This window comes from Staphylococcus simulans (assembly GCF_047037175.1).
Classification (GTDB): domain Bacteria; phylum Bacillota; class Bacilli; order Staphylococcales; family Staphylococcaceae; genus Staphylococcus; species Staphylococcus simulans_C.
On the sequence record NZ_CP178241.1, the window covers coordinates 2,300,845 to 2,324,647 of the forward strand.

27 protein-coding genes are annotated in these 23,803 nt (G+C 37.6%); 19 read left to right on the forward strand and 8 right to left on the reverse strand.

The window, feature by feature from the left end; genetic code table 11:
- Positions 1–182: 182 nt before the first annotated feature.
- The 5 genes from ACFCT9_RS11085 to tuf all read left to right on the forward strand — a co-directional run bounded on the left by ACFCT9_RS11085 (position 183) and on the right by tuf (position 5,058).
- Entirely contained in the window at positions 183–437 is a 255-nt protein-coding gene (locus ACFCT9_RS11085; protein ID WP_412519288.1) for a ribosomal L7Ae/L30e/S12e/Gadd45 family protein, read from the forward strand.
- A gap of 97 nt (positions 438–534) precedes the next feature.
- Positions 535–948 (forward strand): 30S ribosomal protein S12, encoded by a 414-nt coding sequence (rpsL, locus tag ACFCT9_RS11090; protein WP_412519289.1) that lies wholly within the window; start codon positions 535–537, stop codon positions 946–948.
- Between the two features lie 70 nt (positions 949–1,018).
- Entirely contained in the window at positions 1,019–1,489 is a 471-nt protein-coding gene (gene rpsG / locus ACFCT9_RS11095; protein WP_002481335.1) for a 30S ribosomal protein S7, read from the forward strand.
- Positions 1,490–1,601: 112 nt separating this feature from the next.
- The gene (fusA, locus tag ACFCT9_RS11100; RefSeq protein ID WP_412519292.1) at positions 1,602–3,683 is read left to right on the forward strand and encodes an elongation factor G; all 2,082 of its coding nucleotides are present in this window, start codon (positions 1,602–1,604) and stop codon (positions 3,681–3,683) included.
- A 187-nt stretch (positions 3,684–3,870) separates the two neighbouring features.
- On the forward strand, positions 3,871–5,058 hold the full coding sequence (tuf, locus tag ACFCT9_RS11105; RefSeq protein WP_412519294.1) for an elongation factor Tu: 1,188 nt from the start codon (positions 3,871–3,873) through the stop codon (positions 5,056–5,058).
- A gap of 163 nt (positions 5,059–5,221) precedes the next feature.
- On the opposite strand, the gene ACFCT9_RS11110 is transcribed toward tuf, so the two are convergent.
- Positions 5,222–6,403: a M20 family metallopeptidase gene (locus ACFCT9_RS11110; protein ID WP_412519296.1), complete on the reverse strand. Its 1,182-nt coding sequence runs from the start codon at positions 6,401–6,403 to the stop codon at positions 5,222–5,224.
- Between the two features lie 217 nt (positions 6,404–6,620).
- On the opposite strand from ACFCT9_RS11110, the gene ACFCT9_RS11115 reads away from it, so the two are divergent.
- On the forward strand, positions 6,621–7,808 hold the full coding sequence (locus ACFCT9_RS11115; protein WP_412519297.1) for a glycine C-acetyltransferase: 1,188 nt from the start codon (positions 6,621–6,623) through the stop codon (positions 7,806–7,808).
- A gap of 93 nt (positions 7,809–7,901) precedes the next feature.
- Here the strand turns inward: ACFCT9_RS11115 and ACFCT9_RS11120 are convergent, their stop codons facing one another.
- Positions 7,902–8,903, reverse strand: a complete 1,002-nt coding sequence (locus tag ACFCT9_RS11120) for a choloylglycine hydrolase family protein (RefSeq protein ID WP_412519299.1) — start codon at positions 8,901–8,903, stop codon at positions 7,902–7,904.
- 118 nt (positions 8,904–9,021) lie between these two features.
- Between ACFCT9_RS11120 and ACFCT9_RS11125 the strand changes: the two genes are divergently transcribed.
- The 3 genes from ACFCT9_RS11125 to ACFCT9_RS11135 all read left to right on the forward strand — a co-directional run bounded on the left by ACFCT9_RS11125 (position 9,022) and on the right by ACFCT9_RS11135 (position 12,085).
- Positions 9,022–9,486: a GNAT family N-acetyltransferase gene (locus tag ACFCT9_RS11125; RefSeq protein ID WP_412519301.1), complete on the forward strand. Its 465-nt coding sequence runs from the start codon at positions 9,022–9,024 to the stop codon at positions 9,484–9,486.
- Positions 9,487–9,691: 205 nt separating this feature from the next.
- Positions 9,692–10,654: an L-threonine 3-dehydrogenase gene (locus ACFCT9_RS11130; protein WP_412519303.1), complete on the forward strand. Its 963-nt coding sequence runs from the start codon at positions 9,692–9,694 to the stop codon at positions 10,652–10,654.
- Positions 10,655–11,005: 351 nt separating this feature from the next.
- A complete protein-coding gene (locus tag ACFCT9_RS11135; protein ID WP_412519305.1) occupies positions 11,006–12,085 on the forward strand; it encodes a branched-chain amino acid aminotransferase in 1,080 nt (359 codons plus the stop codon).
- A gap of 124 nt (positions 12,086–12,209) precedes the next feature.
- On the opposite strand, the gene ACFCT9_RS11140 is transcribed toward ACFCT9_RS11135, so the two are convergent.
- Positions 12,210–12,641, reverse strand: a complete 432-nt coding sequence (locus ACFCT9_RS11140; RefSeq protein WP_412519306.1) for a GNAT family N-acetyltransferase — start codon at positions 12,639–12,641, stop codon at positions 12,210–12,212.
- A 166-nt stretch (positions 12,642–12,807) separates the two neighbouring features.
- Between ACFCT9_RS11140 and ACFCT9_RS11145 the strand changes: the two genes are divergently transcribed.
- From ACFCT9_RS11145 to ACFCT9_RS11160, 4 genes are all read left to right on the forward strand, one after another.
- A complete protein-coding gene (locus tag ACFCT9_RS11145; protein ID WP_412519308.1) occupies positions 12,808–13,203 on the forward strand; it encodes a YbaN family protein in 396 nt (131 codons plus the stop codon).
- Positions 13,204–13,315: 112 nt separating this feature from the next.
- Complete coding sequence (locus ACFCT9_RS11150) at positions 13,316–14,035, forward strand: HAD family hydrolase (protein WP_412519310.1); 720 nt, start codon at positions 13,316–13,318, stop codon at positions 14,033–14,035.
- 30 nt (positions 14,036–14,065) lie between these two features.
- Positions 14,066–14,476: a hypothetical protein gene (locus tag ACFCT9_RS11155; RefSeq protein ID WP_412519312.1), complete on the forward strand. Its 411-nt coding sequence runs from the start codon at positions 14,066–14,068 to the stop codon at positions 14,474–14,476.
- A 22-nt stretch (positions 14,477–14,498) separates the two neighbouring features.
- Positions 14,499–15,302, forward strand: coding sequence for an HAD-IIB family hydrolase (locus ACFCT9_RS11160; RefSeq protein ID WP_412519314.1), 804 nt, complete (start codon positions 14,499–14,501; stop codon positions 15,300–15,302).
- 82 nt (positions 15,303–15,384) lie between these two features.
- On the opposite strand, the gene ACFCT9_RS11165 is transcribed toward ACFCT9_RS11160, so the two are convergent.
- Together ACFCT9_RS11165 and ACFCT9_RS11170 are read right to left on the reverse strand one after the other, a co-directional pair.
- Complete coding sequence (locus tag ACFCT9_RS11165; RefSeq protein WP_412519315.1) at positions 15,385–16,050, reverse strand: deoxynucleoside kinase; 666 nt, start codon at positions 16,048–16,050, stop codon at positions 15,385–15,387.
- A complete protein-coding gene (locus ACFCT9_RS11170; protein ID WP_412519317.1) occupies positions 16,043–16,660 on the reverse strand; it encodes a deoxynucleoside kinase in 618 nt (205 codons plus the stop codon). The genes ACFCT9_RS11165 and ACFCT9_RS11170 overlap by 8 nt, the downstream gene beginning before the upstream one ends.
- Positions 16,661–16,724: 64 nt before the next feature.
- Between ACFCT9_RS11170 and tadA the strand changes: the two genes are divergently transcribed.
- From tadA to ACFCT9_RS11185, 3 genes are all read left to right on the forward strand, one after another.
- On the forward strand, positions 16,725–17,237 hold the full coding sequence (gene tadA, locus ACFCT9_RS11175) for a tRNA adenosine(34) deaminase TadA (RefSeq protein ID WP_412519319.1): 513 nt from the start codon (positions 16,725–16,727) through the stop codon (positions 17,235–17,237).
- A 234-nt stretch (positions 17,238–17,471) separates the two neighbouring features.
- Positions 17,472–18,341: a Cof-type HAD-IIB family hydrolase gene (locus ACFCT9_RS11180; protein ID WP_412519320.1), complete on the forward strand. Its 870-nt coding sequence runs from the start codon at positions 17,472–17,474 to the stop codon at positions 18,339–18,341.
- 21 nt (positions 18,342–18,362) lie between these two features.
- Positions 18,363–18,929 carry an NADPH-dependent FMN reductase gene (locus ACFCT9_RS11185; protein WP_412519322.1) on the forward strand — a complete coding sequence of 189 codons (567 nt, stop codon included), beginning with the start codon at positions 18,363–18,365 and terminating at the stop codon, positions 18,927–18,929.
- Between the two features lie 113 nt (positions 18,930–19,042).
- Here ACFCT9_RS11185 and hxlB read toward each other — a convergent pair whose 3' ends face one another.
- The 3 genes from hxlB to nagB all read right to left on the reverse strand — a co-directional run bounded on the left by hxlB (position 19,043) and on the right by nagB (position 21,044).
- Complete coding sequence (hxlB, locus tag ACFCT9_RS11190; RefSeq protein ID WP_412519324.1) at positions 19,043–19,588, reverse strand: 6-phospho-3-hexuloisomerase; 546 nt, start codon at positions 19,586–19,588, stop codon at positions 19,043–19,045.
- Positions 19,589–19,591: 3 nt separating this feature from the next.
- Positions 19,592–20,224: a 3-hexulose-6-phosphate synthase gene (hxlA, locus tag ACFCT9_RS11195; protein ID WP_412519325.1), complete on the reverse strand. Its 633-nt coding sequence runs from the start codon at positions 20,222–20,224 to the stop codon at positions 19,592–19,594.
- A gap of 91 nt (positions 20,225–20,315) precedes the next feature.
- Entirely contained in the window at positions 20,316–21,044 is a 729-nt protein-coding gene (gene nagB / locus ACFCT9_RS11200) for a glucosamine-6-phosphate deaminase (RefSeq protein ID WP_412519327.1), read from the reverse strand.
- Positions 21,045–21,382: 338 nt separating this feature from the next.
- On the opposite strand from nagB, the gene ACFCT9_RS11205 reads away from it, so the two are divergent.
- From ACFCT9_RS11205 to folE2, 3 genes are read left to right on the forward strand one after another with little or no spacing between them, the layout of a single operon-like run.
- Positions 21,383–21,742, forward strand: a complete 360-nt coding sequence (locus ACFCT9_RS11205; RefSeq protein WP_412519328.1) for a YojF family protein — start codon at positions 21,383–21,385, stop codon at positions 21,740–21,742.
- Positions 21,743–21,754: 12 nt separating this feature from the next.
- Positions 21,755–22,420: a bacillithiol biosynthesis deacetylase BshB2 gene (gene bshB2 / locus ACFCT9_RS11210; protein ID WP_412519330.1), complete on the forward strand. Its 666-nt coding sequence runs from the start codon at positions 21,755–21,757 to the stop codon at positions 22,418–22,420.
- A 16-nt stretch (positions 22,421–22,436) separates the two neighbouring features.
- Positions 22,437–23,315, forward strand: coding sequence for a GTP cyclohydrolase FolE2 (gene folE2, locus ACFCT9_RS11215; RefSeq protein ID WP_412519332.1), 879 nt, complete (start codon positions 22,437–22,439; stop codon positions 23,313–23,315).
- The last annotated feature ends 488 nt before the right edge of the window (positions 23,316–23,803 follow it).

Here is a 23,803-nt window from a genome sequence, read left to right on the forward strand (position 1 = left end):
GGCTGGTATTGGCTTTCTTTTATTCAAAATAATTGAGATGATTACGGATATCTGTTGAAATTTTCTCCGAATTTGTTATCATTAAAAAAGTCGGCACTATATTAAATAATTGTGTTGACGCAACCTATGGAAAGTGTTACTATTATAAAGGTTGATGCAAGCAGAACTTTGGAGGATAATCAATGTCTAATGAAAAAGTTGCACGCTTAAACAAACACCATAGTGTTGTTGGTTTGAAAGAGACACTTAAAGCACTCAAGAAGAACCAAGTTACATCATTGATTATTGCTCAAGACGTTGAAGTTTATTTGCTAACAGACGTGTTAAGTAAGATCAATCATAGCGAAATATCTGTTTCATTTTTCGAAAGCAAGAAAGCTTTAGGAGAATATGCAGGTATCAACGTAGATGCAGCAGTCGTTGCTCTATTGAAATGAGAATTAGTAAGTAATTACGCTTACTAAATTTTATTTAACCTAAAAATGAACCACCTGGATGTGTGGGATTATAAAACAGGAGAGGAGGACATCTTAAATGCCTACAATTAACCAATTAGTACGTAAACCAAGAAAAAGCAAAGTTAAGAAATCAGATTCACCAGCTTTGAACAAAGGTTTTAATAGTATGAAAAAACAATTTACTGACTTGAACTCACCACAAAAACGTGGCGTGTGTACTCGTGTTGGTACAATGACACCGAAAAAACCTAACTCAGCGTTACGTAAATATGCGCGTGTTCGTTTATCAAACAACATCGAAGTGAACGCATACATCCCTGGTATCGGCCATAACTTACAAGAACACAGTGTTGTACTTGTACGTGGAGGTCGTGTAAAAGACTTACCTGGTGTGCGTTATCATATCGTTCGTGGTGCACTTGATACTTCAGGTGTAGATGGTCGTATGCAAAGCCGTTCATTATACGGTACAAAACGTCCTAAAAAATAAGTTTAAGATTACGTAAATTTTCGAGATAAATTTTGAGATTATACTATAATATGAAGGGAGGACTCTGATTATGCCTCGTAAAGGATCAGTACCAAAAAGAGACGTTTTACCAGATCCAATTCACAACTCTAAGTTAGTGACTAAATTGATTAACAAAATCATGTTAGATGGTAAGCGCGGAACAGCTCAAAGAATTCTTTATTCAGCATTTGACCTTGTACAAGAACGCAGTGGTCGCGATGCAATGGAAGTTTTCGATGAAGCAATCAACAATATCATGCCAGTATTAGAAGTTAAAGCTCGCCGTGTAGGTGGCTCTAACTATCAAGTACCTGTAGAAGTACGTCCAGAACGTCGTACGACTTTAGGTTTACGTTGGTTAGTTAACTATTCACGTCTTCGTGGTGAAAAAACTATGGAAGAGCGTTTAGCTAACGAAATCTTAGATGCAGCTAACAACACAGGTGGCGCAGTTAAGAAACGTGAAGATGTACACAAAATGGCTGAAGCGAACAAAGCATTCGCTCATTACCGCTGGTAAGATTCAAGGTTTAACCCTGAGCGTGTTCAAATGGTATATTCCACGGCATGCTTAGGGCATCGCCATATTTAAAGTATTTACTCAAGTAATTACTGGAAGGAGAAAAAATACAATGGCTAGAGACTTTTCTTTGGAAAAAACTCGTAACATTGGTATCATGGCTCACATTGACGCTGGTAAAACAACTACAACTGAACGTATCTTGTTTTACACAGGTCGTATCCACAAAATTGGTGAAACTCACGATGGTGGGGCACAAATGGACTGGATGGAACAAGAACAAGACCGTGGTATCACAATCACATCAGCAGCAACAACTGCACAATGGCATGATCACCGTGTCAACATTATCGATACACCAGGACACGTAGACTTCACAGTTGAAGTTGAACGTTCATTACGTGTACTTGACGGTGCGGTTACAGTACTTGATGCACAATCAGGTGTTGAACCACAAACTGAAACAGTTTGGCGTCAAGCAACAACTTATGGTGTTCCTCGTATCGTATTCGTAAACAAAATGGACAAAATCGGTGCAAACTTCGAATATGCTGTAAGCACTTTACACGATCGCTTAGATGCTAACGCACAAGCTATCCAATTACCAATTGGTGCTGAAGACGAATTCGAAGCAATCATCGACTTAGTTACAATGAAATGTTTCCAATACAATGGTGACTTTGGTGAAGAAGTCGTAGAAATCGAAATTCCAGCAGACTACAAAGACAAAGCAGCTGAAGCTCGCGAAACATTAATCGAATCAGTTGCAGAAGTTAATGAAGACTTAATGGAAAAATATCTTGAAGGTGAAGAAATTTCAGTTGACGAATTGAAAGCAGCAATCCGTCAAGCTACTTTAGATATCGAATTCTACCCAGTACTTTGCGGTACTGCATTCAAAAACAAAGGTGTTCAATTAATGCTTGACGCAGTTATTGACTACCTACCATCACCATTAGATGTTAAACCAATCGTTGGTCATCGTGCTAGCAACCCTGATGAAGAAATCATTGCTAAAGCAGATGATGATGCAGAATTCGCTGCATTAGCATTCAAAGTTATGACTGACCCTTACGTTGGTAAATTAACATTCTTCCGTGTGTACTCAGGTACTATGAACTCTGGTTCATACGTGAAAAACTCTACTAAAGACAAACGTGAACGTGTAGGTCGTTTATTACAAATGCACGCAAACACTCGTAAAGAAATCAGCACAGTTTACTCAGGCGATATCGCAGCTGCGGTAGGTCTTAAAGAAACTGGTACTGGTGACACTTTATGTGGTGAGAAAAATGACATTATCTTGGAATCAATGGAATTCCCAGAACCTGTTATTCACTTGTCAGTAGAACCAAAATCTAAAGCTGACCAAGATAAAATGACTCAAGCTTTAGTTAAATTACAAGAAGAAGACCCAACATTCCATGCACACACTGATGAAGAAACTGGACAAGTTATCATCGGCGGTATGGGTGAGCTTCACTTAGACATTCTTGTAGACCGTATGAAAAAAGAATTTAACGTTGAAGCTAACGTTGGTGCACCAATGGTTTCATACCGTGAAACATTCAAAACACCAGCTAAAGTTCAAGGTAAATTCTCTCGTCAATCAGGTGGTCGTGGTCAATACGGTGATGTTCACATTGAATTCACACCAAACGAAGTTGGCGCAGGTTTCGAATTCGAAAACGCTATCGTTGGTGGTGTAGTTCCTCGTGAATACATTCCATCAGTTGAAGCTGGTCTTAAAGATGCTATGGAAAACGGTGTATTAGCTGGTTATCCATTAATCGACGTTAAAGCTAAACTTTATGATGGTTCTTACCATGATGTCGATTCATCTGAAATGGCCTTCAAAATCGCTGCTTCATTAGCACTTAAAGAAGCTGCTAAAGTTGCAGATCCAGTAATCTTAGAACCAATGATGAAAGTTGAAATCTTAATGCCTGAAGAATACATGGGTGACATCATGGGTGACGTAACAGCTCGTCGTGGACGTGTTGATGGTATGGAACCTCGTGGTAACGCTCAAATGGTTCGTGCATTCGTACCACTTTCAGAAATGTTCGGTTACGCAACTTCATTACGTTCTAACACTCAAGGTCGCGGTACTTACACTATGTACTTCGATCACTATGAAGAAGTGCCTAAATCAATTTCTGAAGAAATCATCAAGAAAAATAAAGGTGAATAATTAAATTCCCTTTAGATCTAGTTCAAGAACTGACTTGACAGGTCTCATGAATTGATTTTTTGAGGAAAATGCTTTATAAAGGAATTAGTCCTTTGTACAACTTTACAATAAACCTCTCATGATGGTGAGAAACTATCATGAGAGATAATTTAAATAACTTTTTAACAAGAAGAGGAGAGATTTCATAATGGCTAAAGAAAAATTCGATCGCTCAAAAGAACATGCCAATATTGGTACTATCGGTCACGTTGACCATGGTAAAACAACTTTAACAGCTGCAATCGCAACTGTATTAGCAAAAAATGGTGACACTGTAGCACAATCATACGACATGATTGACAACGCTCCAGAAGAAAAAGAACGTGGTATTACAATCAATACTTCACACATCGAGTATCAAACTGACAAACGTCACTATGCTCACGTTGACTGCCCAGGACACGCTGACTATGTTAAAAACATGATCACTGGTGCTGCTCAAATGGACGGCGGTATCTTAGTAGTATCTGCTGCAGATGGTCCAATGCCACAAACTCGTGAACACATTCTTTTATCACGTAACGTTGGTGTACCAGCTTTAGTTGTATTCTTAAACAAAGCTGACATGGTTGACGATGAAGAATTATTAGAATTAGTTGAAATGGAAGTTCGTGACTTATTATCTGAATACGACTTCCCTGGTGACGATGTACCAGTTATCGTTGGTTCTGCGTTAAAAGCTTTAGAAGGCGACCCAGAATACGAACAAAAAATCTTAGACTTAATGAATGCTGTAGATGAGTACATCCCAACTCCAGAACGTGATTCTGACAAACCATTCATGATGCCAGTTGAGGACGTATTCTCAATCACTGGTCGTGGTACTGTAGCAACAGGCCGTGTTGAACGTGGTCAAATCAAAGTCGGTGAAGAAGTTGAAATCATCGGTATCACTGAAGAAAGCAAAAAAACAACAGTTACAGGTGTAGAAATGTTCCGTAAATTATTAGACTACGCTGAAGCTGGTGACAACATTGGTGCTTTATTACGTGGTGTTGCACGTGAAGACGTACAACGTGGACAAGTATTAGCAGCTCCTGGCTCTATTACTCCACACACAAAATTCAAAGCTGATGTTTACGTTTTATCTAAAGAAGAAGGTGGACGTCATACTCCATTCTTCACTAACTACCGCCCACAATTCTACTTCCGTACTACTGACGTAACTGGCGTTGTTCATTTACCAGAAGGTACTGAAATGGTTATGCCTGGCGATAACGTAGAAATGACTGTTGAATTGATCGCTCCAATCGCGATTGAAGACGGTACTCGTTTCTCTATCCGTGAAGGTGGACGTACTGTAGGATCAGGCGTTGTTACTGAAATCCAAGCATAATTTCGACTTAACTTAAGTTGATTTTAATAGAGAGAGCCCCTCATTTGAGGGGCTCTTTTTTTACATAGAATCACTCTTTTTTGTAATTATCAGTAGTGATATCACACAAAAATACGCGTACACATTATAGATTGAATGTGTACGCGTATTGTATAGATTCAAATTAAAGGCGTTCTGAAGTTAAGACTTGTTCTAACTCTAGTATTTTTAAAAATTCAGCTGCCGCATATTTCAATGCAGCTTCATCAATATCAAAGTAAGGATTATGGTGCGGATAATCAGTCCCTTTTTGTGCATTGCCGCATCCTGTTAAGAAGAATGCGCCAGGTCTCACACGTTGATAGGCTGAAAAGTCTTCACCGACCATCATCATATCTGCTTCTGTAAAGCGTAAGTTCATGTCATGTGCAGCTTGTTTAACTGTTTCATAGGCTTGTTCATTGTTGTGTACAGGGACATAGCCACGTTCATAATCTAATGTGTATTCGATGTCGTTCGCAAGCGCTAAGCCTTGTAGGAGCTTATCAAGCTTATTCATGATGTGTGTTTGGAGTTCAGAATCAAATGTGCGCACTGTGCCTCGACACATGGCAGAGTCTGGAATCACACTGTCTGATGAACCTGCTTGAATCATGCCGAAAGTGACCACGGCTTGTTTAATCGGATCGACTGTACGTGAAACGATTTTTTGTGCACTAAGAATAAATTCCGCAAGAATCACAATCGGATCAATGGTTTCATGCGGTTTAGCGCCATGCCCACCTTGACCTTGAATTGTAACGGTAAATTCATCGGGAGATGCCATCATCGCCCCAGGACGTGAGTAAATAATACCAGTGGGATAGCCGCTCCATAAGTGGTTGCCGTAGACACTGTCGACACCTTCTAAAGCGCCGTCATCAATCATTTGTTGGGCACCGCCAGGAACAATTTCTTCACCATATTGAAAGATTAAGACAACGTTGCCTTTTAAATATGCTAAATGTTCATTAATGATTTGCGCAACACCTAATAGAATCGCAGTATGGCCGTCGTGACCACAAGCATGCATACATCCTTCATTTTTAGAACGATAAGGTTTGTCATTCAACTCTGTAATTGGCAGGGCATCGAAGTCTGCGCGTAAAGCCACAGTTGGTCCTGCTTCTTGTCCTTTAAACGTTGCGACAATCCCGTTTTTCCCTACTGGTCTGCGGATTGTACACGCTAATTGTTCAAGTTGATTGACGATATAGTCATGTGTATTATGTTCTTCGAACGACAACTCTGGATATTGATGGAGATGTCTTCTGATTTGAATCATTGTTTTTTCTTTATCATGCGCAAGTTGATACCAATCTAACATGGTATTCACCTCTTCTGTAATTAATATAGATGTACTTATTATAGCACGCGTGTTGTCGAATAAACTTAAAAGGCCCATGTTAAAATTACACACAATATTTTGGCTGTTTGTATAATCAAAATTTGCCTTTTGAAAATATTTAGAAAGCGTTATCTTTTCTATTGTAATAAAATGCGTTATGATATATGTAATCTAACACAAGGGGGATAATTAACCAATGGTTCAATCATTACATGGTTTTTTAGACGAAAACATTCAATATTTAAAAGATAATGGGTTATACAATGAAATCGATGTTGTTGAAGGGGCAAATGGGCCAGAGATTACAATCAAAGGTGAAAAGTATATCAATCTTTCATCTAATAACTATCTTGGCTTAGCAACAAACGAAGACTTGAAAGCAGTTGCGAAAGAAGCTATCGATCATTATGGTGTCGGTGCAGGTGCAGTACGTACAATCAACGGTACGTTAGATGTACATGAAACGTTAGAAGAAACATTAGCGGAATTTAAAGGTACTGAAGCAGCCATCGCATATCAATCTGGTTTTAACTGTAATATGGCTGCGATTTCTGCGGTAATGAATAAAAATGACGCGATTCTTTCAGATGAGTTAAACCATGCATCAATCATCGATGGTTGTCGTTTATCTAAAGCTAAAATTATTCGTGTCAATCATTCAGATATGGATGACTTACGTAAAAAAGCAAAAGAAGCTGTAGAATCAGGACAATACAATAAAGTAATGTATATTACGGATGGTGTCTTCAGTATGGATGGAGACGTTGCTAAATTACCTGAAATCGTTGAAATTGCGGAAGAATTTGACTTAATCACGTATGTCGATGACGCGCATGGCTCTGGTGTCATGGGTAAAGGTGCAGGAACAGTAAAACATTTTGGCTTACAAGATAAAATTGATTTCCAAATCGGTACATTATCTAAAGCGATTGGTGTAGTTGGCGGTTATGTTGCAGGTACACAAGAATTAATCGACTGGTTGAAAGTACAATCGCGTCCATTCTTATTCTCAACATCATTAACACCAGAATCTTCAGCCGCAATCACTGCTGCTGTACGCAAACTGATGGATTCTACAGAACTGCATGACAAACTTTGGGACAATGCGAATTATCTAAAAGATGGCTTGAAAGAACTTGGCTATGATATTGGTGAATCAGAAACACCTATCACACCTGTTATTATTGGTGATGAAAAACAAACACAAGAATTTAGTAAACGTTTAAAAGACGAAGGGGTTTATGTGAAATCAATCGTCTTCCCAACAGTACCACGTGGTACAGGACGTGTACGTAATATGCCGACAGCTGCACACACAAAAGAAATGTTAGATGAAGCACTTGAAGCATATAAAAAAGTAGGTAAAGAATTAGGCGTTATCTAAACAAGTTTATAAAATCAATGAAGCGGAACGGTTCAGTTAATGAGCCGTTCCGCTTTGATTTAGCAATCAGTATTTATGATGAATAGATACTAATTATTGATTGTCAGATGATACGTCTGTTAAGTCGATAAGGTTTAATTGTGGTTTCACAGAATACGTAATGGCATCGCTTGCGTCTAGTATATCGTCAGTCAATTTGATTTTATAAACATCTGAACCATTATAGTCTTTAAAGTAATAAATGAGGTGATGTGTATCGATAATCGCCTGATATTGTGTGTAATAAATGGTTCCTTCGTCTAGAATGATACCTCTTGGAATACTGACAGTATCGAGTAATTTGAATAAATTGTTGAGGCGTTTGTTTGGATCTTCAGTATCTTCGATGAATTGACGGAAATAGGCCATTTTAACGAAGCGTGACGGAGAGGTATAACCGCCTGGTAATACTTCAGTTCCTGATTCAACACCGAATGGTTTCACGCTTTCAATCCCTAATAAAGAAGCTGTGGGTGCTTCGATATTAAAGCTAGTGTACTGTCTGGCATTTTGATAGTGCCATTCTAAGCTAGGGTTATTCGTTAAGACACGAATAGGGTTTTCTTTAATAATCAGTTGACCATCTGAAGGAATTACTACGATACTTTGACCAGTTTGGTCTGTGATCATAAAGTGAAGTGGGGGCACGCTGTCTAAAGCGGGATTCACTTGTTTAAGCAAGCGCACAGCATCTGCTTGTTCTTTAAAATCTTTAATAGACGCATTCATACCTAAGAACCACATAATGAATTCTTCAGGTTCTAAGTTAATATTGTCTTTAGAAGTAGAAGTCGCATAAGAGGCTTCGCCTTGATAATACAATACGGCAATAGACAATCCTTTTTCATTGATGCCATCACCAAATACGACACCATTTACGGTCATCGCAGTGCCGACAAAGCCATAGCTTAAATTGAAATCACGGCCATTGTTAGTCGTCCATTCATAATTTCTAGGGATGGCTTTAGGGAAGGAATTCAAATTGAATGAAAAGTCCATAGTGCGCGCTAAATAGTTCGCATCATATTGAGATGTATATGTAAAACTCGTACACATAAGTGTGCCTCCTTAAAACAGTAATCGCTACTTAAAAACGTTACAATAATCATAACATGACCGAAGCCAGCACAGCGACTAAAGACATGTCATGGAATGTGCGTGAGGAGTGAGTAAGATGAAAATTAAGAAATGTGAAGACGCAGTGTTATTAGCACGGTTAAACAAAGCGGTTCATTCAATACATTATGAAGCTTATCCAGACATATTTAAGCCGTATGATTATTTAGATACATTAGATTTGTTTCAGAAATTAATGCATGAGCCGAATCATTATTTAAGGATTATTGAAACAGATAGTGGGGTGGCGGCTGGATACTTATGGGCACAGTTGGTCACATTGTATGAAACGCCATTTCGGTATGGTCAGAAGACGTTGTATGTGCATCAAATCAGTATTGAACCAGAGTATCAATATAAAGGCTATGGTCATGCGTTAATGCAGTATATAGAAGCTATTGCAGAAAAAGAAAAGTGTGACACAGTAGAATTGGATTATTGGGGACAAAATGATACGGTGGGTGATTTTTATTTAAAGGAAGGCTATAGCACCTTACGTCATTATTGTCGGAAACATATATGATGTATATCGAAATAAAGCAAAGTTGAAACTAATAAAAAAGTATAATTTTGCCCTTTCAAAATGTAAGCGCTTTACTTATTTTTGTACATATGGTATATACAATAGTAAGTACAAATTTAAAAAATATGTGAAATAACAATAGAATGTACACCTCAGAAATACTGCGTGTTTTTTCGCTAAGACTTTTTTCAAGGGGATGACATGCATGAAAAGAATTATGATTACAGGTGCACTAGGACAAATCGGGACTGAACTTGTGGTGAAATGTCGTGAAATTTATGGCACAGAGAATGTATTAGCAACAGATATTAGAGAACCAGAAGCGGATTCAGCGATTAAAGATGGACCATTTGCGCTATTAGACGTTACAGATGCTGATCGTATGAATGAAGTTGTAGAGGAATTTCAACCTGACGCTTTAATGCATATGGCCGCATTATTGTCTGCGACAGCTGAGAAAAATCCAATGTTAGCGTGGAATATTAATATGGGTGGTTTAGTAAATGCATTAGAAGCAGCACGCCATCATAACGTACAGTTCTTCACACCAAGTTCTATCGGGGCATTCGGGCCAACAACACCTAAACGTGACACACCAGCATTAACGATTCAACGACCAACTTCTATGTACGGGGTAAATAAAGTATCAGGTGAATTGTTATGTGAGTATTATCATACTAAGTTCGGAGTAGATACACGAAGTGTACGCTTCCCTGGACTAATTTCATTTGTGAAAGAGCCAGGCGGCGGTACAACAGACTATGCGTGCGAGATTTATTTCGAAGCGGTACGTAAAGGGGAGTATACGAGCTTCATTGGTAAAGACACATACATGGATATGATGTTTATGGATGACGCGATTGACGCAATCATCAAATTAATGGAAGCACCTGAAGAAAACCTTGAACATCGTTGTGCGTATAACTTAAGCGGAATGAGTTTTGAGCCGGAAGAAATTGCTGCATCAATTCGCAAACAAATTCCAGACTTCAAAATGAATTATGACGTAGATCCAATCAGACAAGGTATTGCGGATAGCTGGCCAGATGCGATTGATACAAGTTGTTCAAGAAATGAATGGGGCTTCGCACCTAAATATGATTTAGATAAAATGACAGAAGCGATGTTGCAAGGCGTTAGAGAAAAAGAAGCAACAACTCAAAAATAATGTAAGCTTATGAATTTAATACACAGGATGAATGGTTTTCTCTTTTCCCAAAAGAAAATCGTTCGTCCTGTTATTTATTGTGTATGATGGCGTGCAAGTTAGGAAGGAAATGGCTCATAGTTGCATTCAGAAATAGACTGTACAATAATGGAATTGTAGAAACCTATAGCAATATTCACTTTGTATCAATGGGGAATGCTAAAGGAAAGAGAGAGAAAACTGTGGTGAAAAAAGGGTTATATTAGAGAAGTATTTTTGAAATTTTCTAAAAACTCATTGAATACACAGACTCAGATTGCTATAATTTTAGTATTATCTAATTTATAAGCACAATTTTAGGAGGCAGAAATCATGTCAGAAAATGTTAAATTCGAGAAACGTGAAGAGCTTAAACAAAAACCAGATCCAAGTAACTTAGGATTCGGTCAACACTTCACTGATTACATGTTAAGTTATGACTACGATGAAGATAAAGGTGGTTGGCATGATTTGAAGATTACTCCTTATGCACCGATCGAACTTGATCCCGCTGCACAAGGACTTCATTATGGCCAAGCAGTCTTTGAAGGATTAAAAGCGTACAAACATAATGGAGAGGTTGATTTATTCAGACCTGACCAAAACTTCAAACGTATTAATCAATCTTTAGCGCGTTTAGAAATGCCGCAAATCGATGAAGAATTATTATTAGAAGGATTAAAAGAACTTGTAAATATCGAACGTGATTGGGTACCTGAAGCGGAAGGACAATCATTATACATTCGTCCATTCGTTTTTGCGACTGAAGCAGGCTTAGGCGTACACCCAGCAGGTCACTATAAATTATTAATTATTTTATCTCCTTCTGGTTCATACTATGGCGGCGACGCTTTAAAACCAACACGTATCTATGTAGAAGATAAATACGTGCGTGCCGTACGCGGCGGTGTTGGATTTGCGAAAGTAGCTGGTAACTACGCAGCAAGCTTATTAGCACAATCTAAAGCAAACAAAGAAGGTTATGACCAAGTATTATGGTTAGACGGTGTAGAACAAAAATACATCGAAGAAGTCGGAAGCATGAATATCTTCTTCGTTGAAAACGGTACACTTGTTACACCTGAATTAAACGGTAGTATCTTACCAGGTATTACACGTAAAACAGTTATCGAATTAGCTAAAGAACTTGGCTATAAAGTTGAAGAACGTCGTGTATCTGTAGATGAATTATTCGAAGCTTATGATAAAGGCGAATTAGATGAAGTCTTCGGTACAGGTACAGCTGCAGTTATTTCACCTGTAGGTGTCTTAAAATATGAAGACCGTGAAATCGTCATCAACAATAATGAAACTGGTAAAATCACACAACACTTATACGACCAATATACTGGTATCCAAAGTGGTAAATTAGAGGACAAACACGGCTGGCGCGTGGTTGTACCTAAAAAATAATTCAAATAAGCATTAAATAACGTTAAAGAGAACAGGTCAGAAGCACATTTAAGCGTGTGTTTCTGACCTGTTTTGTCATTCATATAATAAAATTTATTGAAAAAAGGGTTGTTTTGCGAATACATTATAATTTCATATGCAAAATAGGATAGTTTCTGCCTTGAGCGTCTGTTTGAGATGTTTTATATACGTTAAATCCGTGTTTGTTATAGAATTTTGTCGCACGTGAATTGTCTTGGTTAACGTCTACGTATTTGACTTTGTTTTGCTGAATTAAAGATTTCAATATTTCTGTTCCATAACCTTGATTAAAGTATTTTGGATCTATGAATAGCATTTCTAAGTTATCGTCATGTGTTCCAGAGAATCCAATCGGTTTTTGTCCATCAAACCATAAATAGGCTTCAACTTGTTGGAAATAGGTAGGAATCTCTTGTTTTAAAGCGATTCTATCTTCTTCCTTTAGAAAGTCATGTGTTGCGATGACAGCGCGTTCCCATATATCGAGTGCTGTCGGATAGTTGTCTGCTTGAAGTTTAATTTTATTTAATCTCATATTGAAACTCCTTAATATTTTAATCTGCAATGCTATACTACAGAATACAAGAATTAAAGACAAGATGAAAAACAGTGTATGCTTAAGTGATGAACAAGCGTTTTAGTATTTACAAGTAAATTTTCTATTGTATAATTGAAAATGATTATCGGTAGAGGTGCTATGAATGAGATATATTTTAATTACGATAGGTTTATCTGCAGCTATCGTTGGTTTTATAGGCATCATTGTACCTTTGTTGCCGACGACACCTTTTTTACTTTTAGCAGCTGTTTGTTTTTCGAGGAGTTCTGAAAGGTTTAATCGTTGGTTAGTCAGCACAAAGGTTTACGGTGAATATGTGGAAAGTTTTAAAAGAGACAGAGGTTTTACGTTAAAGAAGAAGTTCAAAATTTTATTGAGTTTATATATAGTTATCGCATTTTCACTCTATATGCTGGATAACTTCTATATTAGAATTGCTTTATTGATTATGGTAACGTTCCAAACGATTGTATTATTTACTTTGGTTAAAACATTGCCTGAACCCACAAAGACAAACAAGCAATGTGAAAAAGATTAAATGCTATTTGAGCTTGCATCCATGATAAAGGATGCGAGCTTTTTTGATTTCCTTCTTAATTCATAAATTGATAGAATGTAATAAAAGTATAAAGAAAGAAGCGTGGAAACTGATGACGATTAAATGGATCTTATTCGATAAAGACGGAACACTCATTGATTTTGATTTGAGTTGGATGAAGGTTGGTATTCAAATGGTGGATCAGTTTGTGGAACGTTATATCTCAGAAGAAGATCAAGCACATGCATACCAAACTTTGGGTGTGAATAAAGAAACTGATCAAATAGAGCCGGGTACGCCGATGGCATGTGGATCATTGGATGAAATTATTCAAAATTTCAACGCATTAGCGGGAGAAGATGTTAGTGCGTGGACACGCAAAACCAGTCAATATTTGATTGATCATAGAGTTCCTGAAATCAAATGGATTGAAGGTATGGTAGACGCGTTAGAAACATTAAAAGCACAAGGCTATCGTATCGGCATTATTACAAGTGATACGAAAAAGGGCGCTGACCAATTCATTGAATCTACAGATACCGAAGCTTTCTTTGATTGTGTCATATCTACAGAGTCTCATGCGGCTGAAAAACCAGACCCTGCAGTTTTAAACCCGCTCTTTGCGCAAGAGAAGGGGCTTAAAGCGGAAGAAATTGCGATTGTGGGCGATAACCCGAATGATATACAAACCGCTATCAATGCAGGCTTAGGGCTCTCTGTGGCTGTATTGACTGGCGTTGGTCAAGCACATGAATTTAAACATGCGGACTATGTCGTGGAGAAAGCACCAGAAATTATTCCGATTTTAAAAGGTGAAGATTCAGAAGCGTAAGCGAAGGTCACACATAAATGGGGTGAAAATATGAATGCGAAACATACAGTATTAGATGGACGCTATGCAGAATATCAAGGTGAAGTATTTCGTGTATTAAACGACTTTGGCAAAACACTTCATTTAGTCACAGAAGATTCTAAAGCGCAAGATTTAGGATTTGAAGCGAAAACAACGAAGTATTCGAGTCATACATTGTTCTATAAAGACGTCAAACGTCAAGAGGTTGATGCGTTATATGATTTAAAACATGAAGCACGTTATGGAGGAACACTCTTTGATTTGTATTTTGACGCGAAAGGTCAAAGTTATATCGGTACGAGTGAAGCGGATAAAGCCGAAGCATTTGGCTTAACAGAAACGGACGAAGGTTATTACAGTAAAGCGATTAGTGAAACAGATTATGAACCTGTAATTTACCGTAAAGATGTAGAACTATAACCATTGTTTGAGGAGTGATAGGATGCATCAATTAATTTTATTTGATTTTGATGAAACGTACTATAAGCATCAAACTACGAAAGAAGATATTCCTAAACTACGCAAACTAGAATCGACATTAATACAAGCTGAAGAAAAACATCAAGTCATTACAGCGATATTATCTGGCAGTATCTTTGAAAGCATTATGGAGAAGATGAAACATGCGGAAATGGAATATCATCCACAATATATCTTTTCAGATTTGTGTTCAAAAATGTTTGAGCGAGATGATAAAGGCATGTACCATCGTTCTAAAGCCTATGATGAAGCTGTTTCAGAAAGACCTTTCACTAAGAAAAAAGTCGATGACATTATCGATAGTTTTGAGTCAGAACATCATATTGAACTTCATCCACAAAGGGATTTTAGAGATGAAGAGACATTGTATGAATACTATTATTATACTCAAGGTGATGAGACAGAAGATGAAACGTATTTAAAGGATCTACAAGATAAAGCGGCTGCTTATGACTATGCGGTGCATTATAATAAAACCAATCCTAAAGCAGGGGATCCTGAAGATGCTTATGATGTGCACTTCACACCGAAAAACGCTGGCAAATTATTCGCAGTACGTTATCTATTAGAGATGTATGACCTGAAGTCAGAAGATGTGTTAGGCTTTGGTGACAGTGGTAATGATGAGATATATCTGAGCCATATTGGTCATCCATTTGTGATGCATAATAGTACAGATGATGACATGAAAGAGAAATTCCCAGTCACACAGGAAGATTATTATGAAGGTTTGAATAAAGAAATTAAGCGATTCTTTAATCAATAGCTTGATGTAGGTTGATTCAGAGTAAAAGAAAATCATGTATCTCACTCAGACGGAGAGGAGATACATGATTTTTGTTTGTGAATTATTTTCTTGTATCGACATTGCGGTAGACCTGAATGACATGCGCAATTTTATCTAGCACAGGGTCTAAAGTGTCTAAACTGTCATGTAAATCATATTCATTAATATTCACACGTACGACAGGGCAGGCACTGAAACTTGAAATCCATTCATCATAGCGACGGAATAATTTCTTCCAGTATTCTGGATCTGTTTCAATTTCCATTTGACGGCCACGTTGTTTGATGCGGTCAATGACTTCGTCATAGTCACATTCTAAATAAATTAAAACGTCTGGTTTTGGGAAGTAAGGCGTCATCACCATTGCTTCAAATAGTTCTGAATATGTTTTGAAGTCTTCAGGTGTCATTGTGCCTTGTTCTTCATGCATTTTTGCGAAAATATCAACGTCTTCATAAATAGAACGGTCTTGAATGAAGCCGCCGCCATATTCAAACATGCGTTTTTGTTCTTTAAAGCGTTCTGCTAGGAAATAGATTTGAAGATGGAAACTCCAACGTTCAAAGTTATCATAGAATTTATCGAGATATGGGTTATGATCTACATTCTCGAAAGACGTACGAAAGTTTAACTTTTCAGCTAAGGCACGTGTTAAGCTTGATTTACCAACGCCTACAGTACCTGCGATTGTAATCACCGCATCTTGAGGGATACCGTAATTATTCATGGGTGTTGCCTCCTATCATGGATTGTACAAGGTTTAATAGATAGTCGTAATCATCAGGACGATTAACGAAATCTAAATGTGTCGTATCGATATGTTTCACAATTTTGCCTTCGGCTTTTAATGACTCGTAGAAATGATGGTATGATGCTTTTAAGTTTAAGAGATACTCATCTTCAATTTGTGTTTCAAAGCTGCGATTACGTTTAGCGATACGTTGTTTTAATACTTCTAAATCTGCATCAAGGAAAATAACGATATTCGGCATCATTAAATCCTCAGTCAGAATGTCATAAATACGGTCGAACTTATTATATTCTTTATCTGTCAGCGTTTGACGCGCAAAGATTTTATTCTTATAAACATGATAATCACTGACGATACCTTTATGTAGTTGTTCTAAATCTTGTACTTGTTTATAACGGTTACATAAAAAGAACATTTCAGTTTGGAAGCTCCATGTTGAAATGTCGTCATAGAAGTCAGATAAAAATGGATTCTCATCCACGATTTCTTGTGCTTCATGATAATCAAGAGATTGACTTAAGCGATGTGCTAAAGAAGATTTGCCTACTCCTATAGGTCCTTCAATAGCGATATAAGGTTGATTCATAAACAACACTCCAAGTGTTAAAATAGACAATAGTTATTGTATCACATGGTAAGGGATTGAACATATGACAATAGATGAAAAATATATGAAACTTGCATTAGATGAAGCGAAGAAAGCTGAAGCCATAGGTGAAGTACCCATTGGTGCGCTCATCGTTAAAGACGATGAAATTATAGCACGTGCACATAATTTAAGAGAAACAATTCAACTTCCAACAGCCCACGCAGAACATATTGCGATAGAAAAAGCAGCAGAAGCGGTAGGGAGCTGGCGACTTGAAGATTGTACGTTATATGTCACATTAGAACCTTGTGTGATGTGTTCAGGTGCGATTGTCATGAGTCGTATTCCCCGTGTGGTTTATGGCGCTTCTGATCCAAAAGGCGGTTGCAGCGGGAGTTTGATGGACTTGCTTCAAGAGTCGCGTTTCAATCATCGTGCTGAAGTTGTCAGCGGTGTATTGGAAGAAGAATGCGGTGAAATGTTGCGCAACTTCTTTAGACAGCTGAGACATCAAAAGAAACAAGCCAAGCAGCAACAAAACGCTAATGAAATGAACGATGAAGTGAACAAATAATTAAATGATTTTTTGAAGATGTCTGCCTTTTAGTAGGAGACATCTTTTTGTTTGAAAAGCGATAAAAATTAAGAGATAGTTAAGAATGAATAAAGACGATTGTTGTCAACTGGATAAATCGTACAAACAGACGATAGAAGTCTTTAATTGAAGTTTGATAGAATGAGAGTAGACTATGTTGTAGAAATTACTTTCACGACACTACAGCTAAGAAAAAAGAAATGAGGGTTATTCATGATTAAACTAATTGCGACAGATATGGACGGTACGTTATTAAATGCAGCACATGAAATTTCAGAGGAAAATATTAAAGCGATTAAAGCAGCACAAGCACAAGGGATTACAGTCGTGATTGCTACGGGTCGTGCGTTCTATGAGGCTAATGCGCCCATTGAACCGACGGGTTTAAAAGTTCCTTATATTTGTTTGAATGGTGCAGAAGTACGTGATGAATCATTCGATATTATGCATACATCAAGCTTAAATCATGAAATGATTGAACAAATTACACATGTGCTTGATCGTGAAGATATTTATTACCAAGTGTATACGAACTTGGGTATTTATACTGAAGATCCTCAACGAGATTTAGATATTTATATTGATATTGCAGAACATGCGGGTCAAAAAGCAGATGAAACCAAAATACGTCATCATATCCAACATCGTATTGAACAAGGAACTTTAAAAGTGGTTAAAAATTATGATCAAATCACTGAAAGACCTGGTGAAATTGTGATGAAACTTTTAGCGTTTGACAGTGATATTTCTAAAATTGAACGTGTCAGCGCAGAGCTATCAAAACATACAAACCTAGCCATTTCATCTTCTGCACGTGGTAATATTGAAATCACAAATGCCTATGCACAAAAAGGGATTGCGTTAGAAGAAATCTCTAATCAATTAGGCATCAATATGGAAAATGTGATGGCAATTGGTGATAACATGAATGACGTGTCGATGCTTAAAAAAGCTGGGTATCCTGTTGCGATGGAAAATGCGATGCCTGAAGTAAAGGAATACGCAAAATATGTGACAGATACAAACCAAAATAGTGGTGTCGGCAAAGCTATCAACAAAATGCTGGAAGAGCAGTCAAAATAAATTAACTGGGGTGACTTTTGAATGAAAGGTGTCATTATCGTAGGCAGTGCGCGTATCGATTCGCACACTAAAGCACTGGCACAATACTTAAAGGGACAATTCAATGAAAAGGATGTAGAAGCGGAAATCTTTGATTTAGCTGAACGTCCGATTCATACATTAGATGTATCTGGCGCAAGTAATCCGCCAGATGCTTATCAAGCTAATGTGAAAGACTTACAAGAAAAGGCGAGAGAAGCGGACTTTATTATCTTGGGGACACCGAACTATCACGGTTCTTATTCAGGTATCTTAAAGAATGCTTTAGATCATCTGACAATGGATGATTTCAAAATGAAACCTGTCGGCTTAATGGGGAATAGCGGCGGTATTGTAAGTGCAGAACCACTTTCTCATTTACGTTTAATTGTACGTACATTGCTTGGTATTGCAGTACCAACGCAAATTGCGACACATGATTCAGATTACGGTAAATTAGACGATGGAACATTCTTCTTGCAAGACGAAGAGTTCCAATTACGTTCTCGTCTATTCGTAGAACAAATTGTATCATTTGCGGAAAGCCGTCCTTATGAGCATTTAAAATAAAAATTTAGTTCGTTCATATAATTGAATAGGCTATCTAATTATCCTTAAAAGCATAAAGAAAAGACCTGTAAGCTTAAGCGTTATACTTAAGTACTTACAGGTCTTTTTCGTTTTTATTCTAAATTAGCGTGATTTTGCTGCATTGTAGTTTCATCAATATTGAAAGCTTTCATGAAATCTAATACAACGGCATCTAAGAATAATTGTGCAGCTTGTTCGAATAAACTGCCTAAAGGTTGCGCTGAACCTTCAGCATCATGTTTTGTGCCGGCAGGCAGTTCAATTGTGACATCTGCCAATTCACCGATTTTAGAATCAGGTTTTGTTGTGACTAACGCCACTTTGGCACCTTGATCTTTGGCTTTCTCAGCTAATAGGCGCAAGTGTTCTGTACTGCCTGAACCTGAAATAATGATAAACAAGTCGCCTTCATGGATAGAAGGGGTTGTAATACCGCCAATGATAAAGGCAGGTTGTTCAAGCTGATTCAAACGCATTGTAAATCCATTTGCGACGAATCCAGAACGGCCTTTGCCCGCTACGAAAATATGCTTAGCATCTTTGATTGCTTGCTCAAAGTTTTCAACATCTTTATCTTTGACATTAGATAACGTTGTTTTTAATTCATCTAAAATCAATTGATATTGTAAGTTGGCCATAGCTTATTTCCCTTCAACTGCGTCACGGCAAGCTTTAGCTGCTTCTACTGGATCGTCAGCGTTTGCGATACCGCCGCCAACAATGACTAAGTCTGGCTCTTCAGCTACGATATCTTTGATTGTATCAGGTTTGATACCGCCAGCCACTGCAACTTTAGAGTTTTTGATGACAGATTTAACTGTGTGTAAATCCTCTAATGGAGATTTACCTTCAGCTTGCAAGTCATAACCAATGTGCACTGCGATATAGTCAGCACCCATTTCATCTAATTCTTTAGCGCGTTGTTTAATGTCTTGAACAGCGATCATATCTACTAATAATTGTTTGTCATTTTTGTGTGCTTCTTCGACAGCAGCTTTGATAGAAGCGTCTTCAGCAACACCTAAGATTGTTACAACGTCAGCACCGAATTTAACAGCTTGGCTGACTTCATAGTCTGCAGCGTCCATGATTTTCATGTCTGCAAGTACTTTTACACCATCGATGTTGTCATCCATATATTTAACTGCAGGCAGACCTTCGTTATATATGATAGGAGTACCGATTTCTACGATATCGACATAATCTTTCACTTTGTTAGCTAACTCTGCAGCGTCTTCTTTATTTAATAAATCAATTGCTAATTGTAGTTCCAAAATGATTCATCCTTTCATAATGTGTATGTTGTAACTTTTGCTTTACTTAAGTTATTTACCCTTTTTTGTTTTTGACAAACCACAGTGAATTTTACTGTTTCGGTGCAGCAGCATCATCTACGTAAACTTCTACATTTGGATGATCGTATAGAACGGTTGCTGGAACGTTTATATCTTGAATACCGCTCGCAAGTTTTGTGATCGCATCTTTTTTCTTCTCGCCGAATGCTAATAAGATGATGCGTTTTGCGGATAAGATAGTAGAAAGTCCCATAGAAACGGCTTGTTTCGGCACGTCTTCTTCGTTATCGAAGTAACGGCTGTTCGCTTGAATTGTACTTTCTGTTAAATCCACAACACGTGTAATACTGTCTTTTTCTGTGCCCGGTTCATTGAAACCGATATGACCATTTTCACCGATACCTAGAATTTGGATGTCAGCGGGGCCTTTATCTTTCACGAGTTGTTCATATCTCGCTGTTTCTGCATCTAAGTCTTTCGCATCACCTTCAGGTAAGTGGATATTTTCTTCTTTAAAATGTGGATAGCGATTAAATAAGACCTCGTGCATATAATGATGATAGCTTTCTGGATGATCGGCAGATAAGCCAATATATTCATCTAGATTGAATGTTTCGACTTTAGAAACATCTAAGTCATTTAATTCCATCAGTTTTACTAAGTCTGAATAAACATCTACCATTGTACCCCCAGTGGCTAAACCTAGTTTACTTTCAGGGTTATTTTTCATTTGATTGAATAATTCACATGCTGTATAAAATGAAGCCTTCTCTTTATCTCCCAAATTAATAATTTTCACGATGTGTGACCTCCTTATATTTATCTCTATATGAAGACATACATGTCCATTATAACGATGGGTAGTATAAACAGATAGTAAATCCCCCTCAATTTATAGGAATATTTCAATAACCTCTTTAGAAAGTAGAAGAACAGTTATATAATGTAAATATTGTTTCTAATTTAAGAATTGATAACCGATAAAACCTATCGTTCTATCGTGAATGAGCAGTAGGTTATATTTATTGACGAGGATTTAGTACAATTAAATGATAAAGAATGATAAATAAATCAAGGCTAACACAATATAGATGGGGTTCAACATTTGATTTTTGCTTAGAGTAAGGGAGTGACAACTTGGAGCCGATAGAATATGAGAAGGTACAAACGTTACTGGCCTCTTATGTAGACCAACCTGTATACTTGCATGTTGAAACGACGAATGGTGCGTATGCGAACCATTTTGATCAGCGTGTCTTTAATGCGGGAACGTTTTTAAGAAATATTAAAGTAGTCTTTGAACATGCCAAACTTAAGGGCGGCGGCAAAGAACCTTTTCGCGTAGGATTAAAACTACAAGATAATGGATGGGTTTATGTACAAGGACTGACGCATTTTGAAGTGAACGAAGATAATGAATTTTTGCTCGCAGGTTTTAATTATGAAGGGCAATTAGCGGCAGCGCTTGAAATCAGCACTGTACCGTTTGAAATATAAGGAGGACGTATCATGTCAGAGGAAAGTCATGTATTAGTTATATTTCCGCATCCTGATGATGAGACGTTCTCATCAGCAGGCACATTAGCACGATATATTGAATCAGGGGTTCCGGTTACGTATGCTTGTTTAACGTTGGGGCAAATGGGACGTAATTTAGGAAACCCGCCGTTTGCGACACGCGAATCTTTGCCGAAAATCAGAGAACGCGAGTTGGAAGATGCGGCAGAAGCAATTGGTATTAAGGATTTACGAAAGATGGGGTACCGTGACAAAACAGTAGAGTTTGAACCGTATGAAAAGATTGATGGAATGGTTAAAAGTTTAATTGATGAACTGCATCCTTCTGTCATTATTTCATTCTATCCAGGCTATGCGGTACACCCAGATCATGAAGCAACGGCAGAAGCGGTAGTTAGAACAGTTGGACGTATGCCGAAAGCAGAACGTCCGCGTTTACAATTAGTCGCTTTCAGCAACGATGCGATTGATGAGTTAGGCATGCCTGATATCATTAACGATATCACTGACTATAGAGAAGTAAAATTAGATGCATTCAAAGCACATGCATCACAATCTGGACCGTTCTTGCATCAGCTTGCTGAACCGCAGGTTCCAGATACAGCCAAAAGTTTCTTAGAACAAGAAACATATTGGACTTACAATTTTGAATCATGAGTGGAGGGGCACACAGATGACTGAATTTGATTTATCGACACGAGAAGGTCGTTGGAAACACTTCGGTTCTGTTGATCCTATTAAAGGTACAAAACCAACAGTAAAAGAAGAAATGACAGATCTACAAAGCACGCACAAAGATTTCCTATTTGAAATTGAAGAAGTTGGGATTAAAAACTTAATTTATCCCGTTATTATAGATGAATATCAAACAGCAGGTACGTTCGCATTTTCAACAAGTTTAACAAGAGACGAAAAAGGCATTAACATGAGCCGTATCTTAGAAAGTGTTGAAAAGCATTATGATAACGGTGTGGCGTTAACATTTGATAACTTGCATACCGTGTTAGACACACTTCAAAAACACATGAAACAAACTTCAGCAGGTGTAGATGTTTCAGGCAAGTGGTTCTTTAACCGCTATAGCCCAGTAACGAACTTAAAAGCTGTCGGCAATGCGGATGTGACGTATGGTATGGCAGTTGAAGGGGATAACGTGACACGTAAAGAATTGACAATGCAAGCTAAAGTGACAACGTTATGTCCTTGTTCAAAAGAAATCAGTGAGTATTCTGCACACAACCAACGTGGTGTTATCACTGTGAAAACGTACTTGAATCGTGAAGCAACATTACCATCTGACTATAAAGAAGTGATTTTAGATGCGATGGAAGCGAACGCAAGTTCAATTCTTTATCCAATCTTAAAACGCCCAGATGAAAAACGTGTTACAGAACGCGCATATGAAAACCCGCGTTTTGTAGAAGATTTAATTCGTTTAATCGCAGCCGACTTAGTAGAGGTGGATTGGATTGAAGGTTTTGACATTGAATGTCGAAATGAAGAATCGATTCACCAACACGATGCATTTGCGAAATTGAAATATAGAAAATAAGCAATCAAAATAAGACCTTTTCAAGTCATGGATTCATAGCTTGAAAAGGTCTTTTAATATATAAACAAATAAAAAAAGAGCACTGCTTTAAACCTGTTGGGACTTCAGGTTGCTTGTGAGGAGGGACAGCCTCGTAAGCTTTGCAGTGCTCTATTTTAGGGTGATCGACAATCTACGTCAGGGGAAACATGTTTGTCGATGTTTTTGATTTAATGATTAGATTAACTGTTAATGCTGTCGCATGCATATTTTAGGATATGTTTTAATTAATTTAGGAGGTTAATTGCGACTTTTAGCATTGTTTATGTCGGTGTAGAGGAAACGACCTTTTGTTTGGGTGGGTAGAAAGGTGTAACGATTATTTATTAGAATATGCTTTTAGGATTGATTTAGGATTCATCCATTACATGTGTTTCCTCTACATTGATTATTGTATGATATCTCCTCATAAAATACATGAGTCTATGGTATCAACTTTATCTAGGACT

Bases quoted from the DNA above. Each gene is read 5' to 3' on its own strand.
- ACFCT9_RS11085 (WP_412519288.1), top strand. From the start codon at position 183: ATGTCTAATGAAAAAGTTGCACGCTTAAACAAACACCATAGTGTTGTT.
- rpsL (WP_412519289.1), top strand. From the start codon at position 535: ATGCCTACAATTAACCAATTAGTACGTAAACCAAGAAAAAGCAAAGTT.
- rpsG (WP_002481335.1), top strand. From the start codon at position 1,019: ATGCCTCGTAAAGGATCAGTACCAAAAAGAGACGTTTTACCAGATCCA.
- fusA (WP_412519292.1), top strand. From the start codon at position 1,602: ATGGCTAGAGACTTTTCTTTGGAAAAAACTCGTAACATTGGTATCATG.
- tuf (WP_412519294.1), top strand. From the start codon at position 3,871: ATGGCTAAAGAAAAATTCGATCGCTCAAAAGAACATGCCAATATTGGT.
- ACFCT9_RS11110 (WP_412519296.1), bottom strand. From the start codon at position 6,403: ATGTTAGATTGGTATCAACTTGCGCATGATAAAGAAAAAACAATGATT.
- ACFCT9_RS11115 (WP_412519297.1), top strand. From the start codon at position 6,621: ATGGTTCAATCATTACATGGTTTTTTAGACGAAAACATTCAATATTTA.
- ACFCT9_RS11120 (WP_412519299.1), bottom strand. From the start codon at position 8,903: ATGTGTACGAGTTTTACATATACATCTCAATATGATGCGAACTATTTA.
- ACFCT9_RS11125 (WP_412519301.1), top strand. From the start codon at position 9,022: ATGAAAATTAAGAAATGTGAAGACGCAGTGTTATTAGCACGGTTAAAC.
- ACFCT9_RS11130 (WP_412519303.1), top strand. From the start codon at position 9,692: ATGAAAAGAATTATGATTACAGGTGCACTAGGACAAATCGGGACTGAA.
- ACFCT9_RS11135 (WP_412519305.1), top strand. From the start codon at position 11,006: ATGTCAGAAAATGTTAAATTCGAGAAACGTGAAGAGCTTAAACAAAAA.
- ACFCT9_RS11140 (WP_412519306.1), bottom strand. From the start codon at position 12,641: ATGAGATTAAATAAAATTAAACTTCAAGCAGACAACTATCCGACAGCA.
- ACFCT9_RS11145 (WP_412519308.1), top strand. From the start codon at position 12,808: ATGAGATATATTTTAATTACGATAGGTTTATCTGCAGCTATCGTTGGT.
- ACFCT9_RS11150 (WP_412519310.1), top strand. From the start codon at position 13,316: ATGACGATTAAATGGATCTTATTCGATAAAGACGGAACACTCATTGAT.
- ACFCT9_RS11155 (WP_412519312.1), top strand. From the start codon at position 14,066: ATGAATGCGAAACATACAGTATTAGATGGACGCTATGCAGAATATCAA.
- ACFCT9_RS11160 (WP_412519314.1), top strand. From the start codon at position 14,499: ATGCATCAATTAATTTTATTTGATTTTGATGAAACGTACTATAAGCAT.
- ACFCT9_RS11165 (WP_412519315.1), bottom strand. From the start codon at position 16,050: ATGAATAATTACGGTATCCCTCAAGATGCGGTGATTACAATCGCAGGT.
- ACFCT9_RS11170 (WP_412519317.1), bottom strand. From the start codon at position 16,660: ATGAATCAACCTTATATCGCTATTGAAGGACCTATAGGAGTAGGCAAA.
- tadA (WP_412519319.1), top strand. From the start codon at position 16,725: ATGACAATAGATGAAAAATATATGAAACTTGCATTAGATGAAGCGAAG.
- ACFCT9_RS11180 (WP_412519320.1), top strand. From the start codon at position 17,472: ATGATTAAACTAATTGCGACAGATATGGACGGTACGTTATTAAATGCA.
- ACFCT9_RS11185 (WP_412519322.1), top strand. From the start codon at position 18,363: ATGAAAGGTGTCATTATCGTAGGCAGTGCGCGTATCGATTCGCACACT.
- hxlB (WP_412519324.1), bottom strand. From the start codon at position 19,588: ATGGCCAACTTACAATATCAATTGATTTTAGATGAATTAAAAACAACG.
- bshB2 (WP_412519330.1), top strand. From the start codon at position 21,755: ATGTCAGAGGAAAGTCATGTATTAGTTATATTTCCGCATCCTGATGAT.
- folE2 (WP_412519332.1), top strand. From the start codon at position 22,437: ATGACTGAATTTGATTTATCGACACGAGAAGGTCGTTGGAAACACTTC.